The organism is Halosaccharopolyspora lacisalsi (genome assembly GCF_014137975.1).
GTDB classification, from domain to species: domain Bacteria; phylum Actinomycetota; class Actinomycetes; order Mycobacteriales; family Pseudonocardiaceae; genus Halosaccharopolyspora; species Halosaccharopolyspora lacisalsi.
The window spans coordinates 746,251-762,930 of sequence record NZ_JACGWZ010000002.1 but is presented as its reverse complement, the minus strand read 5'-3'; the positions used below and the strand labels follow the sequence as shown (position 1 = coordinate 762,930).

Annotated in this window: 15 protein-coding genes; 8 read left to right on the top strand and 7 right to left on the bottom strand. The window is 69.6% G+C overall.

Going from position 1 to position 16,680, the window contains the following annotated elements; all coding sequences use genetic code 11:
* Positions 1 to 84 precede the first annotated feature (84 nt).
* Both FHX42_RS11385 and FHX42_RS11380 read right to left on the bottom strand, forming a co-directional pair.
* A complete protein-coding gene (locus FHX42_RS11385) occupies positions 85 to 378 on the bottom strand; it encodes a hypothetical protein (RefSeq protein ID WP_182544168.1) in 294 nt (97 codons plus the stop codon).
* A 131-nt stretch (positions 379 to 509) separates the two neighbouring features.
* Complete coding sequence (locus FHX42_RS11380; protein ID WP_182544167.1) at positions 510 to 1,088, bottom strand: class I SAM-dependent methyltransferase; 579 nt, start codon at positions 1,086 to 1,088, stop codon at positions 510 to 512.
* Between the two features lie 239 nt (positions 1,089 to 1,327).
* Here FHX42_RS11380 and FHX42_RS11375 point away from each other — a divergent pair, with 239 nt between their 5' ends.
* Entirely contained in the window at positions 1,328 to 1,507 is a 180-nt protein-coding gene (locus FHX42_RS11375) for a hypothetical protein (protein ID WP_182544166.1), read from the top strand.
* A 41-nt stretch (positions 1,508 to 1,548) separates the two neighbouring features.
* On the opposite strand, the gene FHX42_RS11370 is transcribed toward FHX42_RS11375, so the two are convergent.
* On the bottom strand, positions 1,549 to 2,115 hold the full coding sequence (locus tag FHX42_RS11370; RefSeq protein ID WP_182544165.1) for a TetR/AcrR family transcriptional regulator: 567 nt from the start codon (positions 2,113 to 2,115) through the stop codon (positions 1,549 to 1,551).
* A 171-nt stretch (positions 2,116 to 2,286) separates the two neighbouring features.
* Here FHX42_RS11370 and FHX42_RS11365 point away from each other — a divergent pair, with 171 nt between their 5' ends.
* Complete coding sequence (locus tag FHX42_RS11365) at positions 2,287 to 3,408, top strand: FAD-dependent monooxygenase (RefSeq protein WP_235987175.1); 1,122 nt, start codon at positions 2,287 to 2,289, stop codon at positions 3,406 to 3,408.
* Here FHX42_RS11365 and FHX42_RS11360 read toward each other — a convergent pair.
* From FHX42_RS11360 to FHX42_RS11350, 3 genes are all read right to left on the bottom strand, one after another.
* Positions 3,383 to 4,417, bottom strand: a complete 1,035-nt coding sequence (locus tag FHX42_RS11360) for an FUSC family protein (protein WP_182544164.1) — start codon at positions 4,415 to 4,417, stop codon at positions 3,383 to 3,385. The genes FHX42_RS11365 and FHX42_RS11360 overlap by 26 nt on opposite strands.
* A 300-nt stretch (positions 4,418 to 4,717) precedes the next feature.
* Positions 4,718 to 5,464 (bottom strand): DUF1990 family protein, encoded by a 747-nt coding sequence (locus tag FHX42_RS11355; protein WP_182544163.1) that lies wholly within the window; start codon positions 5,462 to 5,464, stop codon positions 4,718 to 4,720.
* Positions 5,461 to 5,673, bottom strand: a complete 213-nt coding sequence (locus tag FHX42_RS11350) for a hypothetical protein (protein ID WP_182544162.1) — start codon at positions 5,671 to 5,673, stop codon at positions 5,461 to 5,463. The genes FHX42_RS11355 and FHX42_RS11350 overlap by 4 nt, the downstream gene beginning before the upstream one ends.
* Before the next feature lie 78 nt (positions 5,674 to 5,751).
* On the opposite strand from FHX42_RS11350, the gene FHX42_RS11345 reads away from it, so the two are divergent.
* A complete protein-coding gene (locus FHX42_RS11345) occupies positions 5,752 to 6,597 on the top strand; it encodes a DUF1990 family protein (RefSeq protein ID WP_328796045.1) in 846 nt (281 codons plus the stop codon).
* Here the strand turns inward: FHX42_RS11345 and hrpB are convergent.
* Complete coding sequence (hrpB, locus tag FHX42_RS11340; protein ID WP_182544282.1) at positions 6,492 to 9,023, bottom strand: ATP-dependent helicase HrpB; 2,532 nt, start codon at positions 9,021 to 9,023, stop codon at positions 6,492 to 6,494. The genes FHX42_RS11345 and hrpB overlap by 106 nt on opposite strands.
* A 787-nt stretch (positions 9,024 to 9,810) precedes the next feature.
* Between hrpB and FHX42_RS11330 the strand changes: the two genes are divergently transcribed.
* The 5 genes from FHX42_RS11330 to FHX42_RS11310 all read left to right on the top strand — a co-directional run bounded on the left by FHX42_RS11330 (position 9,811) and on the right by FHX42_RS11310 (position 16,668).
* Positions 9,811 to 10,188: a MerR family transcriptional regulator gene (locus FHX42_RS11330; protein ID WP_182544161.1), complete on the top strand. Its 378-nt coding sequence runs from the start codon at positions 9,811 to 9,813 to the stop codon at positions 10,186 to 10,188.
* A gap of 502 nt (positions 10,189 to 10,690) precedes the next feature.
* On the top strand, positions 10,691 to 11,251 hold the full coding sequence (locus FHX42_RS11325) for a CBS domain-containing protein (protein ID WP_182544160.1): 561 nt from the start codon (positions 10,691 to 10,693) through the stop codon (positions 11,249 to 11,251).
* A gap of 5 nt (positions 11,252 to 11,256) precedes the next feature.
* Positions 11,257 to 12,981, top strand: a complete 1,725-nt coding sequence (locus tag FHX42_RS11320; RefSeq protein ID WP_182544159.1) for a BCCT family transporter — start codon at positions 11,257 to 11,259, stop codon at positions 12,979 to 12,981.
* Positions 12,982 to 13,220: 239 nt separating this feature from the next.
* Positions 13,221 to 14,840, top strand: a complete 1,620-nt coding sequence (locus FHX42_RS11315; RefSeq protein ID WP_182544158.1) for a peptide chain release factor 3 — start codon at positions 13,221 to 13,223, stop codon at positions 14,838 to 14,840.
* A gap of 580 nt (positions 14,841 to 15,420) precedes the next feature.
* Positions 15,421 to 16,668: an ABC1 kinase family protein gene (locus FHX42_RS11310; RefSeq protein WP_220480119.1), complete on the top strand. Its 1,248-nt coding sequence runs from the start codon at positions 15,421 to 15,423 to the stop codon at positions 16,666 to 16,668.
* Positions 16,669 to 16,680 lie beyond the last annotated feature (12 nt).

Genomic DNA, 16,680 nt, shown 5'->3' with positions numbered 1-16,680 from the left:
GGTCCGCGCTGGATCCGTCCGAGGTACGGGTTGCGGCGCCGCGAGGCCCTCGAGCGTCCTCGCGGCTCTCGCCGAGGACCGATCTCACCCCGGTTCACCCCGGCGCTTGCGGTGCACGACCCAGCCGAAGTCGATCACGGCCACGACGCCGAGCGCGACGACGATCCAGCCGAACCAGGCCAGCGGGGGCAGGAAGTACAGCAGCAGTACCCCCGAGGCGAGGCAGAACACGGCCCCGAAGCCGGCCAGCCACAGCCGCAGTGTGAGCGGGCTGAGCGCGGAAGGCGCGCCGGTGGCTCGGGCGAGCAGGTCGTGATGGCCCGGCAGCCCCCGTTCGTAGTAGGCGCGGTTTCGCTGTTCCTCTTCACCACGGTTCATCGCCCGCTGGTTACCCATCCTCGCGCGAACCCAACACCTGCCGGGAGATCCGTCGTGCACATCTCGTGCGGCAACGGTGGTACGCGAATGCCGGGTTCGTGCCGGCGTGCGACAACGCCACGAGATCCGGCTCAGGTACCGGTGTGGTTCCCGCGTCGCAGGCGATGGATGTCCACGGTGGGGATCCGGGTGCCGTGGGTCGAGATCGACCAGTCGGTGGCGGCCTCGGTGAGGAACTCCGCTGCCTGCGGACGTTGGGGATCGGCGATCCAGATCTCTCCGGAGTCCTCGACCAGTCGAGGCAGCAGCGTGTGGAGCAGGGCGGCGTTGGGCCGGTCGTAGAGCACGTCCGCGGCCAGCACGAGCGGCCACGGGCCTCGCTCGACCAGGGACTCCGGCCGTTGCCAGGAACACTCCATCGTCTCGACGGTCGTGCCGTTGCGGTGGGCGTTGTCGACCGTGAACGCGAGCGCGTCGCGCGACCGGTCGGTGGCCGACACGTGCCCGCCGGACAGTGCCGCGGCGATGCTGGGCAGTCCCAGGCCACAGCCGAGTTCGAGCACGGGCGTGCCCGCGAGGGTCCACGAGGAGACCACGCGGGCCAGCTCGATGCCGCTGAACCAGAGTTCGGCCCAGTACGGCGGAAACCGCTCGTCGGCGTCCTCGTCGTCGAGCAGGTCCATGGCCTCGCGGGGGTGTATGAACCGCAACGTCCCGCCGGGCACCGTGATCTCACCCCGGACGAGATCGTACTGAGGGGTGGTGCGCTGTCGAGGCCCGTGGAGGGGTTGCCCCCGTGGAGGGCGTGTGTCCTCTTGCTTCTGAATCACCCGTGGACCGCCTTGCCGTGAGCTACTCCAACGCGATGGGTCCGAACCAGTGGCCGACCGTCGGGACGAGCTTATCGTGCAGGTGGCCCCCGGCGCCCACCTGTGCCCATGATGGAGTCATGGCGGATATGTGGCAGGTACAGGGTGGTCAGCTCGAACCCTTCTTGCTGGCTGTCGTCGCCACGGGAACACCGCTGGCCGACGGACCTGTGGCGTTGCAGGTCCTCTGGCTGGTCGCGATCGCCGTCGCGGCGTTCCTCGGGCGGAGCCGGTTGAGTTCCTCGGCCGGACCGGACTGATCCGTCCGGGGCCGCCGAGCGTTCCGGTTTCGGCGACGAAGTCAGCGCAGTGAAGTGGCGCTGTCGACGAGGAGGTGAGCAGCCGCGTCGATGCGGTTGCTGTCGCCGGTGACGATCCTGTCCTGGCACAGGCCGCGAAGTCCCGAGACCAGCAGGCTGGCTCGGGCCCGCGCGTCCGCGCGGGTGGCGCCCAGCCGCTGGTAGACCTCCGCGATGGGCTCGACCATGACGGTCACCGCGTCGACGGCCAGTGCCTCGTAGCGGTCCGGCTGCGTGGCCGCCAGGCTCAGCAGTTGGAACAGGATGCGAATCGGACGCTGCTGGGCGCCGACGGTGATCGCCGTCCACAGGTCCAGTGCCGCCGCTCGGAGGCTCGGTTCGTCGGTGACGTCACTGAAGATCCCGGCCACCTCGGGGCGACTGGCCGCGAGCACCTCGACGATGAGGTTCTCCCTGCTTCCGAAGTAGTACAGCAGCATGCGCTTGCTGGTGCCCAGCTCCGTGGCCAGCGGACTCAGCGACAGGTCCGCGATGCCGTACGCCTCCAGATAGCGCACGACGCGGTGCAGCAGCTCGGTTCGCTTGTCGGTGTCGTTCGCCGCGGACACCCCTGGACCCTACCGGGCGGTACCTCTAGCGTGCCCTGCACCATGATGTACCGGTCGGTACACACTCGATCGGTGCACGGCGTCGAGCGGTGGAACGGAGATCGGGATGGCGAACCGGGCACCTCGTGTGGCGATCGTCGGCGGGGGCATCGGAGGGCTCACGCTCGCGCGTTGCACCTGCGCGGTGTCGAGGCCGACGTGTACGAGCAGGCGTCGCAGCTGCGCGAGGTGGGAGCGGCGGTGGCCCTGTCGGCCAACGGCACCAGGTTGTTGCGGCGGCTGGGGCTGGGTTCCGAACTGGCGGAGTGCTCGGTGGTGCCGACGGAGCTGATCCACCGGCACTGGCGGGACGGTCACCGCATCACCGCCCACGCGGTCGGTACCCGCTACGAGGAGCTGTTCGGTGCGCCGTACTACGGCGTGCACCGCGCGGACCTCCAAAGCCTGCTCGTCGCCGCCTGCGGGCACGAGCGCGTGCACCTGGGCAGGCGGTTGACCGACGTGAACGCCTCCGCCGACGGCGTCGAGCTCACCTTCTCCGACGGGCACGTGACGCGCGCCGACGTGGTGGTGGGGGCCGACGGCGTGCACTCCACCGTGCGCGGCTGGGTGACTGGCGAGGACACCGCCGCCTACTCCGCCACGAGTGGCTTCCGCGGGCTGGTCCCCGCCGAACAGCTGACCCTGCTGCCCGATCCCGGTGCGATCCAGTTTTGGATGGGTCCGGGTGGACACCTGCTGCACTACCCGATCGGGAACGGCGAGACGATCAACTTCCTCGCGGTCGTCGACGGCCCGCGCACTTGGCCGGCGAACGGTTGGATGGTCCCGACCACTCACGAGGAGATCGGCGAGGCGTTCACCGGCTGGCACCCCGCCGTGGTGCAGCTGGTCTCGGCCACGTCGCTGCACCAGCGGTGGGCCCTGTTCGGCCAGTCGCCGTCGAACCGGTGGAGCCGTGGCCGGATCACCCTGTTGGGCGATGCCGTGCACGCCATGCTCCCGCACCACGGACAGGGTGCCAATCAGACGATCGAGGACGCGGTGACCCTCGCCGACTGCCTCGCCTCCTCCGAGGAGGACACCGCCGCGCTGTGGCGCTACGAGACGTTGCGGCGAGCCAGGACCCGCCAGGTGCAACGCAGTTCCTGGGGCACCTCCGACGCGCTGCACCTGCCTGACGGTCCCGCTGCCGCGCGCCACGACCGGGACCTGGCCGACCTGCCGAACACCCTGCACTGGATCCACGCCCACGATGCCGAGGCGCTCAGTCCGACTCCTCGCCACGGGTGAGTTCGGCGAGATCGGCCGCGGCCAGCCGTACTTCGGTGACCAGCGTCGTCAGCGGGTGGGTGAGCTCGGTGGAAGAGAGCTGCCGCAGGGGGCCGGCCAGTGCGTGGGCGCGCCGGCGGCGGGTTTCCGAGAGCGGGTCGGCGCTGAGCACCTCCACGGCGTGAGCGAGATCCGTGATCGCGCCGAGCAACCACGCCGGGACCACGGAACGCTGCTCGGCGATCTCGTGGGCGGCCCGCGTGACGAGCAGGGTGCCCGTGTAGAAGGAATCCAGGTGAGCCAGCCGGGCATCGAGCCGGTGGACGAAGCGCCGCTCCCTGCGTCCACGCACCGTCCGGCGGGCGACCTGGTCACTGGTGTCCCGGCTCGTCTGGAACGCCGCCAGGTCCTGAAACCCGACGCGAACGATCCGGAGAGCGGCGTGGGCCGCATCGGGATCGGCCTCGTCCAGCGCCCGGGCGGCACCGCGCAGTCCTCGAGCGGCCGAGAACAGCGTGGTTCGCGCGGCGCCGCCGAGCATGCCCGAGGGGCTGGGGCTGACCAGCACCTGACTGACCACGAGTGCCAGGGCTCCTCCGAGCAGTGCGCTGAGCAACCGGTCGAAGCCGGTCTCGGGGATGTGCGTGGCCACCACCAGCAACGCGGCGATACCGGCCTGGATGACGGTCAGCGGATTCATGCTGAACGTCGCCACCAGCAGCACGGCGATGCCCGCGGCCGCACCGAGCTCCCATGCGCTCGCCCCCACGTAGCGCAGCAGCACCTCGCCGACGGCGACTCCCACCATGACGCCGCCGAGGAGGCGAAACACCCGGGTACCCCGAGTGCCCGGTGCGTCGAGCAGACTGACGAGGGCCGTGATCGGCGCGAAGATGGGGTAGGGCTGCTCGAGGACGATCCCGGCCAGCCACCACGCCAGCGCCGCGGTCACCGCGGCCAGCACGGCGCGCAGGGCGATCAGGCGAACGCGCTGCACCGCCTCCGACAGCAGAATCCGAAAGTCCTCCATGAACAGCCCTCGCTCGCGTGGTCGCGAAGCGGCGTCGGCCGCTTTCCGGAACACTCCACGGGTCGAGGATGTGCCCCCATCCGGTTTCGTGCCGAGGATGATCTCGAACTCGGCCCGTGCTCGAACGGGCCCGGGGACAATCGATTCCCTGGGTGGGGGCGCGGCCAGTCACCCCTCCACGATCGACGATCGCTCAGGGCAAAATCGAGCCCGCGAACCTGATCGTCGGGATCGTGCGGCTCGAGGGGACCGGACAGCTCCTGTCCGCCATGGGGGAGTTCGACACCAACGGCGTTGTGGTCATCGACCGCTGGTGGGAGGTAGTCCCGGATCGACGCGGTGCGGTGCCACCCGGTCGAGCGCTCTCACCCGTGCGTCCGAAGGTGCCAGCACGAGCCCTCGATCCCGCTTCGGTGCGGCCGCTTCCGGCCGACCGCGTCGCGACCGCACGAGCCGGTTCACGCGTCGCCCGCAGCTCCGGTGGAACGAAAGCTGCCGTCGACGTCCGAACAGCACCCAGCCGAGCCGCAGGATCGGTCCCACGGTGGGGGCGAGTTGGGAGTGGGCGCTGATGACGAACTCGACGTGGCCGGTGTCCTGATGCTTGACGACCTCGTAGCTGATCCGGCCGCGCTCCAGGTGCCCCTGCAACGTCTCGTAGCTCCACCCCCACGCCCGTCGTCCCCGTTCCCGCGTCTCGTCCGTGACGCTTGTTACGCGCACACCGAAGTAGAAGCGCAACGCGGCGAAGCGGCCTTCCAGGAGCATGTGACGGCCCGGCAGCGGTTCGCCCGGATCATAGACGGCGCGCACGAGGCCGGGTGCCGAGAACTCGTAGTCGCCGATGAGCTCGGCCGCGGCCCGCCAGACACCGCCCTCCTCGGGAGGGCCGGGGCGTTCGCGGGGCAGAGCCACCCGGTGGATGTCGAAGTTCCACTGTCGGGCGTCGACCTCGTCGGGGCGGTAGTTGACGTCGCGGTCGTGCAAGTCGTTCAGCAGGCGCTCGGTGTCGACGCGAGCGAATCCCGCGTCCGCGGTGTCGTTCATTCCTCGTCACGCAGCGAGTCGCCGATCAGCCACAGTGTGGGCGCCCACAGGCCGACGAACAACGCGCGACGCTCGGCGTTGCCGCGCTCGGTCTGGTCGACGGTCTTGGCGCGAATCCACAGGCCGATGCACAGTCCGACCGATCCCGCCGACATCAGGTGCAGATGGGTGCCGCGCAGACCGGCTCGACGCAGGAAAAACTCGATCATCGTGCCTCCCGTTTCGTTCGCCGAAGCCAGGGTAGGACATTCCTAGCGTGTCGCATCGCCGTGAACGAGGAGCCCGGCGTGGAAGCAACCTACTCCCGTCCCGGACCGGCCACCATCGTGGCGCGTTGGCTGTTCGGCACGGCCCTGATCTCCTGGCGATACATGTGGCAGATCACACCGCTGCATCGCAGCGAGAGCATCGGTGACACCGACGAGGACGTTCCGCCACGGCTGCCGCCCTCCTTGGTCGACGAGACGGTACAACCGGCCGAGCACGGCGTCGGCGCCTTGTTCCACCGGCGCTTCGACGTACGGATCACCGGGGCACGGTGTACGGCGGAGAGCCTGATCGGCGAGGTGGCTCACGATTTCGGGCGCTTCGTCCCCCGCGAGGTCGTCGATATCCGCACCTCCGTGCCCGCGAAGACGGAGCTGACGGTGGGGGACGAACTCGTGGTCACCATGCCCGGTCCCTGGGACGGACCGGTTCGGGTGGTGCATCGGGACCGGAACCGCCTGCGGCTGGTCACGTTGCGGGGGCACCTCGAAGCCGGCCAGGTGCAGTTCGAGGCCCGGCCCGACGGTGCCGACCTCGTGTTCACCGTCGAGGCGTGGGCGCGTCCGAGCACGCGCGTCGTGTGGTTGCTCTACTGCCCCCTGCGGCTGGCCAAGGAAATCCAGCTGAACATGTGGGTGCGTTTCTGCCGGTCCGCGGCCGCCGTCGTCGGTGGGCACCTCGTCGACGGCGTCGGTATCCGGACCCTCCGTCTCCGCCCGCGCGCACTTCGGCGAGCGGGCGTGATCCCCGCCCCGCGACGCTACCTGCCGCTGCGGTCGGGGCGAGCGGGTGCGGCGGTCAGCGGGTCGTCGGGCCAGGAGTGCTTCGGGTACTGGCCCCGGAGATCGGCACGGACCTGCCGGTAGCCGTTGCGCCAGAAGGACTCCAGGTCGCCGGTGACCGCGGCGGGGCGGCCGGCGGGGTCGAGCAGCCGCATCAGCACCGGGACCCGCCCCTCGGCGATCACGGGCACGCTCGTCCAGCCGAAGACCTCCTGCAACCGCACCGGCAGGGCCGGTTGCTCCGGTTCGTAGTCGACCCGTACCCGGGCCCCGGAGGGAACCTCGACGCGGTTCGGGGCGAGTTCGTCGAGCCGTCCGGCCTCCGGCCAGGGCAGCAGGCGACGCAGCACGCTGCCGGCGTCGAGACGTTCCAGGTCGGCTCGGGTGCGCGCCGCCGACAACTCGGGTTCCAGCCACGTGTCCGCGACGGCGAGCAGGTCCTCCTCCCCGGTGGCCGGCCACGGGGCCCCGAAGACGCGATGGAGGAAAGCGAGCCGGTGCCGCAGTTGCCGGGCGTCGTCGTCCCAGTGCAGCAGCTCCGTGCCCGCGGTGCGAAGGCCCTCGAGCAGCGCGGCTCGCACCGCGTCCGCCGGGGGCGTCGTCAGCACCTTCTCGGCCAGCACGATCGATCCCAGTCGGCGCACGGTGCGCGCCCGGACGTCCCCCTCGTGCCAGTCGATCTCCTCGGTCTCGGACAGCAGTCCCGGCGCGGCCTGTTCGGCGAGGGACTGATCGGCCCGCGCCGCCAGCCGGACGAACCCGTGCACGCGGCCGGGACTGCGCTCGGCGACCGCGATGGCCAGCCACTCCGATCCGGCGAGTCCCTCGGAAGTGGGCATCCCCGACGGGTCCTCGCGCACTTCGGAGCGGGGGAGCTCCACGGCGGTCCCGCCGGACATCAGGTACACGCGGGATCGAGGTGCACGGCGGCGGGCCAACCGTTCGGGATGCGCCAACGCCACCACCAGAGCGTCGTCGCCGTCCTGTGGTGGCTTCGGTGTGTCGGGCACCATGTTTTCCAGGCGCCGCACCTCGCGCCGCCAGCGTTGGGCGCCCGGAGCCTTGCCACGCAACTTGCGCAGCGCCGTGGCGAGTTCGGTGTCCTGGGTGAGGCTGTCGTCGTCGAGCAGCGCCACGACCTCGGCGGCGGTGCGACGTCCGGTGCTTTCGCCGCCGTCCAACAACGCGCGAGCCAGCCGTGGGTGGAGTCCGAGGCCGGCCATGCGCCGTCCCCGCTCTGTGACCGCTCCGTTCGCGTCCAGGGCGCCCAGCGCGGTCAGCACCGCGTGCCCGGCCGCCAGCGGTCCCGACGGAGGAGCGTCCCACCAGCGCAGCGCACTGCCGTCCGGGGTGCCCCAGCAGGCCAGTTCCAGGGCGAGCCGGGTGAGCTCGGCGGTGCGGATCTCCGGTTCCGGATAACGCGCCAGCGTGCCGTGCTCGTGCTCGGGCCAGCAGCGGTAGGCATGGCCCGGTGCCTCGCGCCCGGCGCGACCGGCGCGCTGCTCGGCGACAGCCAGCGGGGCACGGACGGTGACCAGCCCGGACAGCCCCCGCCGGTGGTCCACGCGGGAGACGCGGGACAGCCCGGAGTCCACCACCGTGCGCACTCCCGGGACGGTGAGGCTGGACTCGGCGACCGCCGTGGCCAGCACGACCCGACGCCGTGGCCCCTGCCGCAGGGCGGTGTCCTGCTCGCTGCTCGCCAGCCGCCCGTGGAGCGGCAGCACATCCACTCCGGCGAGGTCGGCGAGCAGGTCGCGAGTACGTGCGATCTCCCGGGCACCGGGCAGGAACGCGAGCACGTCGCCGCCCTGCTCGTCCAGCGCGCTCCGCACGGCACGTGCCGCGGTGCCTTCGACCGACTCCTTGCGCAGCGGCGCGACGTGGCTCGTGCCCACCGGATGAAGCCGCCCGTGCGCTCGCACGACGGGGGCGGGGGAGTCCTCGCCGAGCAGGGTCGCCAGTTGGTCGCCGGCGACCGTCGCCGAGGTGGCCAGCACCCGCAGATCCGGCCGCAGTCCCCCGCGCGCGTCCAGCAGCAGCGCCAGCAGCAGGTCGGCGTCCAGATGCCGTTCGTGGCACTCGTCGAGGATGACCACGTCCACCCCGGACAGCTCGGGATCGGACTGGAGCCGTCGCACCAGCAGGCCGGATGTGACCACTTCCACCCGGGTGCTCGCCGAGGAACGCCGATCACCACGCACGGCGTAGCCGACGCGGTCACCGACCCGCTCACCGAGGAGTTCGGCCATGCGCGTGGCGGCGGCCCTGGCCGCGAGCCTGCGTGGTTCGGCCACCGCCACGCGCAGCCCGCGTTCGGCCAGCGCCAGCGGTACCAGGGTCGTCTTACCGGTACCGGGCGGGGCGACGAGGACGGCGGTGCCGCTGTCCTCCAGCCGTTCGCCGATCTCGCCGAGGACGGGGCGAATCGGCAGGTCGGGGAGCTCTGGCGAGACGGGGGTCGTATCGGACCGGTGCTCCGCGGCGCGAAAGTCGATGTGCTCACCCATTGAGGTCACGAATCTAGCATCGTGCTCCGGAGATTCCCCGTCGGCCGCGACTCCTCGGGTGCGGAGGGTGGTGGCCGGCCGGTTCTGCCCTTCTCCCAAGACCTGCTCGGACTGTGGCGCGGTGACAGCCGAACTGCGCCTGCGACACTGCGGCTATCGTGCTGAGTGATCTCAACGCGGCCCGCAACCTCGCCGGACTGGCCGAGACCACGGGCAGCACGTCCTCCCACAGTTGGTGGAGGACGCAAAACGAGCCCGCTGGAAACCCACGTGAGACCATCCCCGCTGGCACCGGGTACCGCCACGGGAAGACCCCACCTCACCACCGGGTCGGGGCCAACGCCGCGTAGCAATACGACGGCTCAGGAAGCACAGCTCTGACACACTTCCCGAACGGAAGCATTCCTTCCCACAGCGTGGCCGACCGCGGTTTCGTGGTCGGTGACCGGGGTGCTTCGAACGCGACTTCCTCACCGGGGAGAACTTCCAGCGCAACCTGCGCATCGCCGACGAGGCCGAGGCCATCGCCGCCGAGGCGGGTGCGACCCCGGCGCAAATGGCCCTGGCCTGGATGCTCGAGCACCACAACGAGGAGCAGATGCGGCTGATCGGCAACTGATCGACGGGTCGCCCCCTCCTCGGACCCGTGCCCGACGGTGGCGTGGATCGCCGATGTCGATGATCGACGGGTGGCCTGTGAAGCGAGCTACCGGCGTCAGCGATAATCGGTGACCACGTTGCCGCCGTACGGTGTCGGCGCCACCGGTAGCGAGGAAGGGACGGGATTGTGAACGGGCACGCGCAGATCGGTGAGGTCGCCGAGCGCACCGGCCTGTCGTTGCGCACGATCCGCTACTACGAGGAGGTCGGCCTGGTGGTGCCGAGCGCGCGCAGCCAGGGCGGTTTCCGGCTCTACGCCGAGCCCGACATCGAGCGGCTGGAAGTGATCAAGCGGATGAAGCCGCTGGGGTTCCAGCTCGACGAGATGCGCGAGCTGCTGGAGCTCCTCGACTCCTCCCACGACGCCGAGCACGGGCAGCAGCAGCGAGACCGACTGCACGAGTTCCAGGAGAAGGCCGAGGAACAGTGTCAGAGCCTGCGCAAGCAGCTGCGGATCGCCGAGGACTTCGCCGCCACGTTGCGCAATCGCCTGTCCGAGTGGTGATCGCGAACCGCGAGGTGGCACCGGCGGAACGCCCCCACTCCCCGCGGCTCGGTCATCGTCCACGGACGCGACTGACCCCACTCTTACGTCAGGGCAGCGACGGGAAGATGTGACCACCTCGGCCTGGGACGTGTGTCCGGCCGGATCGACCGGTTGTGCTGCATCAGGCTCGCGAACGGAACGCCGTCGCCGCGCTCGGAGCGCGACGACGCACTGCTGCCGAGTTGCGCCAAGGTCAGCATGCGGGACCATGAAACCGCAAGGTGAAGAAGATCTCGAATCCGACGGGGAGTTTCTCCCCGAAGCTCGACCGGACCGGAACCGCCCCCGCCCAGCTGTGTGGCCGAATGAACGAGAGTCTCCCGAATCGGCCCCCGAATCCGAGTGACGACGCCCTTTCCCGTGGGGATTTCCGCCGATCTCGATGTGATCTCGGCGATGGTGCGGGAGTACGGCTTCGTCCGGTCGTTGCTGTCCGAGCCGATGGTGGAGGAAATCCGCGATGACGAGTGTGCGGGAGATCATGACTTCCGGTGTGGAGTGCATCGAGGACGACGCCTCGCTGACCGACGCGGCTTACCGGATGTCGAGACTGGGGCTCGGAGCGGTGCCGATCTGTGACGCCGGTAACCGGCTGCGCGGCATCATCACCGAGCGCGACATCGTGGTCAAGTGCTTGGCCGGAGGGGCGGACCCCTCCCACGCGCGAGCCGGGCAGTGCGCCGAGGGGACACCGATCGCGGTGCAGGCCGACGACTCGGTGGCCGAGGCGGCTCGGATGATGGGTGAGCACCACATCCGCCGGTTGGTGGTGGTGGACGGCAGCGACGTCGTCGGCATGATCAGTGAGTCGAACCTGGTGCGGGGCCTGCCGGGCGATCAGTACGCGGAGATGATGCGGTCCATCCTGGATGCTCCCCCCTCGGTGGTGCAGCCGCTCTCCAGTCGGACTCCCCGTTCCGGTGCGGAGGGGATCTTCGCGCACTTCATGGGACGCCTGCACGAACTGCGACGTCGCGGCGGCGGCACCTCGTCGACGTCCGCCCGATCCGGTAAGGACTGATATCCATGAAGCGCGGAGAACAAGAACCTCGCGACCGCGCGAGCCACGCCCTGACGGCGCCGCTGCGGAAGCGCTCCATCGATCCCACGGTGTTCGGCTGGTCGTTCGGGATCGTCGTGGTGTTCTGCATCGTGGCGGCGGCGATTCCCGGTGTCATCGGGGATCTGGCCAGCGTGGGACTGACCTGGGTGGTCGGTAATCTGGGCTGGGCGTTCGTGCTGGCCGCCGTGGGTTTCGTGGTGTTCTCGCTGTACTTGGCGTGCAGCCGGTACGGAGGCATCCCGCTGTCGCAGGACGGTGAACCACCCGAGTACTCCACCGTTTCCTGGGTGGCGATGATGTTCTCCGCCGGGATGGGGATCGGGCTGATCTTCTTCGGCGTCTACGAGCCGGTCGCGCACCTGACCGATCCCGCGCCCTGGGTCGATGCCGCTCCGGGCAGTCAGGAGGCCGCGCGGCAGGGCATGGCCTACTCGTTTTTCCACTGGGGACTGCACCCCTGGGCGATTTATTCGGTGGTGGCGCTGGCGCTGGCCTATTCCACCTACCGCAAGGGCCGTGGCAACCTGATCAGCTCCCCGTTCCAGGCGTTGCTGGGGAAGAAGCGCATCGAGGACGACGGCTGGGGCAAGCCGATCGACATCTGGGCGATCGTGGCCACGAAATTCGGCGGAGCGACCTCCCTGGGGCTGGGGGCGCTGCAGATCGCGGCCGGCATCTCCCTGTTCACCGGCATCGGTGGCGGTTTCGGGCAGCAAGGTGGTGGGGGCACGTTGATGGCGCTGCTGGTCATCGCGGTGCTGATCGTCTTCGCCGTGATATCGGCGCTGAGCGGGGTTTCCCGCGGGATCAAGTGGCTGTCCAACACCACCCTGGTGATCGCCGCGCTGCTGGTGGCGTTCATCCTGGTCGCCGGACCGACGGTGTTCCTGCTCAACCTGGCACCGAGCGCACTGGGCAGCTACGTGTTCCACTTCATCCCGTGGAGCCTGCACTCCCCCGCGTTCGGGGGGGTGAGCTGGCTCTCGGACTGGACGATCTTCTACTGGGCCTGGTGGATCTCCTGGACACCGTTCGTGTCCACGTTCATCGCCCGGATCTCGAAGGGGCGCACCGTCCGCGAGTTCGTGCTCGGCGTCCTCATCGTTCCCACGCTGGTCTCCGCGCTGTGGTTCACCGTTCTCGGCGGGGCCGGGCTGAACCTGCAGCTCACCGGCCGGGCCAACATCGCGGGCGCCGGGGCGGGCGGCGAGGCCGCCGCCTTTTTCACCGCGCTGGAGCAATATCCCGGATTCGTCGTCGTCGGAATCGTGGTCATGTTCCTCGTCGCGATCTTCTGGATCACCGGAGCCGATTCCAGCGCGGTGGTGCTCGGGATGCTCTCCTCCCGCGGCCACACCGAGCCGAACAAGTGGCTGATCGCGGGGTGGGCCGTCCTGAGCGCGATCGTGGCGGCCGTGTTGTTGCTCGTGGGCGGCCTGGATGCGCTGCAGACGTTCACGATCCTGGTAGCCGCCCCGTTCGTGCTGATCATCATGGGTTTGTGCTGGGCACTGTATGCCGATCTCCGTCGCGATCCGATGCGGCAGGCCCGGGCCGGGCCGGTCGGGCGCCAGCGACGTCCGACCCTCGTTCCCTCCGAGCCGGAGGAAGGGCAGGAGTACGAGCCGGACGGCGAGCAGGAGATGCGAGTGCCCGACCGCGGTGGTGGCGACCAGTCGCAACGTTGACGTCCGGCGGGCCACGGGAGGGGATCGTCGTGCCGGAGGCGACGGTTACTGGAGCAGGGGCGCCCGTGCGGCGAGGGTGGCGGCGAGTTCGCCGATGCGTTTCGCTTTTTCGACGTGGTGACTCGTCGGGCCGACCTCACGAATCCGATACGAGTTTCCGTAACGTGAGGGTAGAGTCTGACGAGGAGGTTCGACGAAGTGAAGGTTCCACAGCATGATCGTCGGAAGCGGGTGGCCGGATGAGCGCGGTGACCGATACTCACGCGGTTGGTCACACCGGGAATCCGGGCCAGGAGGCCGCGCGACGCCGCACGTTCGCGGTGATCAGCCATCCGGACGCGGGCAAGTCGACGCTGACGGAGGCGTTGGCGTTGCACGCGCGGGTGATCTCGGAGGCCGGCGCGGTGCACGGCAAGGCCGGCCGGCGGGGAGTGGTCTCGGACTGGCTGGACATGGAGCGCACGCGAGGGATTTCGATCACGTCGGCGGCGTTGCAGTTCAGCTACGACGACTGCGTGATCAACCTGCTGGACACGCCCGGCCACGCGGATTTCTCCGAGGACACCTATCGGGTGTTGTCGGCGGTGGACTCGGCGGTGATGTTGCTGGACGCGGCGAAGGGGCTGGAGCCGCAGACGCTGAAGCTGTTCGACGTGTGTCGCCACCGCGGCATCCCGGTGATCACGTTCATCAACAAGTGGGACCGGCCGGGCCGTGAGGCGCTGGAGCTGTGTGACGAGATTTCCGAGCGCATCGGGCTGCGACCGATGCCGTTGACCTGGCCGGTCGGTGAGTCCGGCCACTTCCACGGTGTGTTGGATCGCGAGTCCGGCGATTTCGTCGGTTACGAGCGCACCGACGCCGGTGCCCACCTCGCGGCGGAGCGGCGGCTGGATGCCGAGCAGGCCGCTGCCGAGGTGGGCGCGGAGTGGCAGCAGGCCACCGAGGAGTCCGAGTTGCTGTCGGCCTCCGGTGGAGACTTGGACGAGGCGGCGTTCCACGCGGCCACGGCCACGCCCGTGCTGTTCGGGTCGGCGGTGCGCAACTTCGGGGTCGGGCAGCTGCTCGACCTGCTCGTGCGCCTGGCTCCGCAGCCGGGCCCGCGTCCGGACGCCGGTGGCACTCCCCGTGAGTTGGAGGCGCCGTTCTCGGCGTTCGTGTTCAAGGTGCAGACCGGCATGGACCCGGCCCACCGGGACCGGGTGGCCTTCGCGCGGGTGTGCTCGGGCGAGTTCGAACGCGGGATGGTGGCCACGCACGCGGCCACGGGCAAGCCGTTCGCGACGAAGTATGCCCAGCAGGTGTTCGGGCAGCAGCGCGACACCGTCGAGACGGCCTACCCCGGTGATGTCGTCGGACTGGTCAACGCCTCGGCCCTGGGGGTCGGTGACACGTTGTACAACGGCAAGCCCGCCGTGGAGTTTCCCGGGATTCCCAGCTTCGCGCCGGAGCACTTCGCCGTGGCGCGGACCACCGACCCGGGGCGTTCCAAGCAGTTCCGGCGCGGCATCGAGCAGTTGTCCCAGGAAGGGGTCGTGCAGGTGCTGCACTCGGAGACCCGCGGCGAGGGTGCGCCCGTACTGGCCGCGGTCGGTCCGATGCAGTTCGACGTGGCCACCCAGCGGTTGGAGTCGGAGTTCCGGTCTCCGATCGAACTCGAGCGGTTGCCCTACCACGTCGTCCGCCTCCTGGGAGATCCGCGACAGCGTTCGATGCTGCGGACCCGCACCAGCGAGGTGTTCGACCGCCCGGACGGGTCCGTGCTGGCCGTGTTCACCGACAACCTCGCCCTGCGCACCACGCTCCGGCTGCACCCCGAACTGGACCTGCACCACGTCGTGGCCGCCACCGAACACTGACCGCACCACTGCCGCGAACGCCGTGACGGTGACTCCCCCGAAGTCGTCGACGAGCATTCCGACAAGACGCACCACGCGGTCGGCGGGATCACCGCCGCCTACTGGACCCGGCCCGGGGCGATCCGCACCGGCATGTTCTGGCTCGTCGCCGGGTTCGGGGTCCGTACCTCGCAAGCCGTGGCCTTTCCCGCTGCTGTGGGCCTGCTACCGATCGCGGCCCTCCTCACCGCCGCCATGATCGAACCGCCGCCGTCCGCACCGCCACGGCGCCGGGTCCCGCTTCGCGGTTTCCCCGCTGAGGGACTCCGAATCACTGGAGACGGGTCCATTACCACCGGATCTCGGTTTTGTCCTGTCCGGTGTGGCGGTGACTTCACTCGCCTGTGTGTCACCCGGGGGAATGATCTTTCTTAACAGGCCGTCCGTGGATCTTTAGGGTCCTGAACTGATGATGAAGAGTGGCCGACCCAGGGACGGCGACTACGGAAAGTGGTCGGAGCGTGGAAGCCGGCGCCCGGGCCTCTTCTCTCGTCCGATCTCGGGGTCGGTCACGGTGGGGATGGTCTCCAGGAGTCTTCAGGTGGCGGCTGTGCTGGCGCGCAGCGGCGCCATCCTGGGGTGGCGGATCGCTCGAAGCCGGCTTCCCGGCGGGCGCGACCGGAGTGACGGGGAACTCGGCGAGTGGCTCGCGCAGGTGGTCTGCGAACTCGGCCCCGCCTTCGTGAAGGCAGCGCAGTTGCTCAGCGCACGAGTGGACCTGCTGCCTCCGCGCGTCTGCCGTGGGTTGGCCCGGTTGCACGACGATGTGGTGCGGACACCGATCACGGGGTTGGCCGGGTTGCTGGGGGACCGCCTCGGCGAGGTCGGCCACGCGCTCGCGCGTTCCTGCGAGTTGGTGGGGTCCGGGAGCATCGCTTGCGTGTACCGGGCGGTGACGCCGGACGGCCACGAGGTGGCGGTCAAGGTACGGCGGCCGGGGATCGAGTCGGTACTGCGTCGTGACCTGGCGATCATGTGCTCCGTGGCGGGTGTCCTGGAGCGGACGCCGATGTTCCGGGGCGTGCCGGTGCGGGAGATCGTCGGTCAGCTCGCCGACTCGATCCGGGGTCAGGTGGACTTCGAGCGTGAAGCCGTGGAACTGCGGGAACTGCACGCGGGGGTGCGGGACGAGGAACGGGTGCTCGTTCCCCAACCGCGTCCGGAACTGTCCACGAGGGACGTGCTCGTCATGGATCACGTCGGCGAACTCGACCGTCGGCAGCCGTGGCAGGTGACCCGTGAGGTCCGCGAGGGCGCGGTCCTGGCCGTGCTGCGTTCGGTGTATCGGATGCTGTTCCTGCACGGACTCGTGCACTGCGACCTGCATCCGGGCAACCTCTACTTTCGTCGGGACGGCACGGTGGTGATGGTCGACGCCGGATTCACCACTCGGCTCGGTGAGCACGCACGAACCAAGTTCACCGCTTTCTTCTACTGCATGAGCCTGGGTGACGGTCCCGCCTGCGCCGACGTGGTGCTGTCGACGACCAAGCCCCGGCCCGGTGCGGACGTCGACGGATTCCGGTGCGACCTGGCCGAGCTGGTCGAGGTCAACAGCGGCCTGAGCGCGGCCGAGTTCGACCTGGTGTCCTTCGCGGCCAGCCTCTTCGACCTGCAACGACGGTACGGCCTGGCCGCGGATCCCCAGTTCGTCTTCCCCATCCTGTCGCTGCTCGTACTGGAAGGCGCCGTGCGCGACATGCACCCCGAAGTCGATTTTCAACACGAGGCGATGCCGTTTTTGACGAAGGCGTTGATGGAAAGAGTCGTCTCCACCGACACCGCCTGAGCTCAGGTGGAT

Excerpts from the sequence above, each read along its gene's own strand:
- FHX42_RS11385 (WP_182544168.1), bottom strand. The coding sequence starts at position 378 with ATGAACCGTGGTGAAGAGGAACAGCGAAACCGCGCCTACTACGAACGG.
- FHX42_RS11375 (WP_182544166.1), top strand. The coding sequence starts at position 1,328 with ATGGCGGATATGTGGCAGGTACAGGGTGGTCAGCTCGAACCCTTCTTG.
- FHX42_RS11360 (WP_182544164.1), bottom strand. The coding sequence starts at position 4,417 with ATGGAGGACTTTCGGATTCTGCTGTCGGAGGCGGTGCAGCGCGTTCGC.
- FHX42_RS11355 (WP_182544163.1), bottom strand. The coding sequence starts at position 5,464 with ATGAACGACACCGCGGACGCGGGATTCGCTCGCGTCGACACCGAGCGC.
- FHX42_RS11350 (WP_182544162.1), bottom strand. The coding sequence starts at position 5,673 with ATGATCGAGTTTTTCCTGCGTCGAGCCGGTCTGCGCGGCACCCATCTG.
- hrpB (WP_182544282.1), bottom strand. The coding sequence starts at position 9,023 with ATGGGTGAGCACATCGACTTTCGCGCCGCGGAGCACCGGTCCGATACG.
- FHX42_RS11325 (WP_182544160.1), top strand. The coding sequence starts at position 10,691 with ATGACGAGTGTGCGGGAGATCATGACTTCCGGTGTGGAGTGCATCGAG.
- FHX42_RS11320 (WP_182544159.1), top strand. The coding sequence starts at position 11,257 with ATGAAGCGCGGAGAACAAGAACCTCGCGACCGCGCGAGCCACGCCCTG.
- FHX42_RS11315 (WP_182544158.1), top strand. The coding sequence starts at position 13,221 with ATGAGCGCGGTGACCGATACTCACGCGGTTGGTCACACCGGGAATCCG.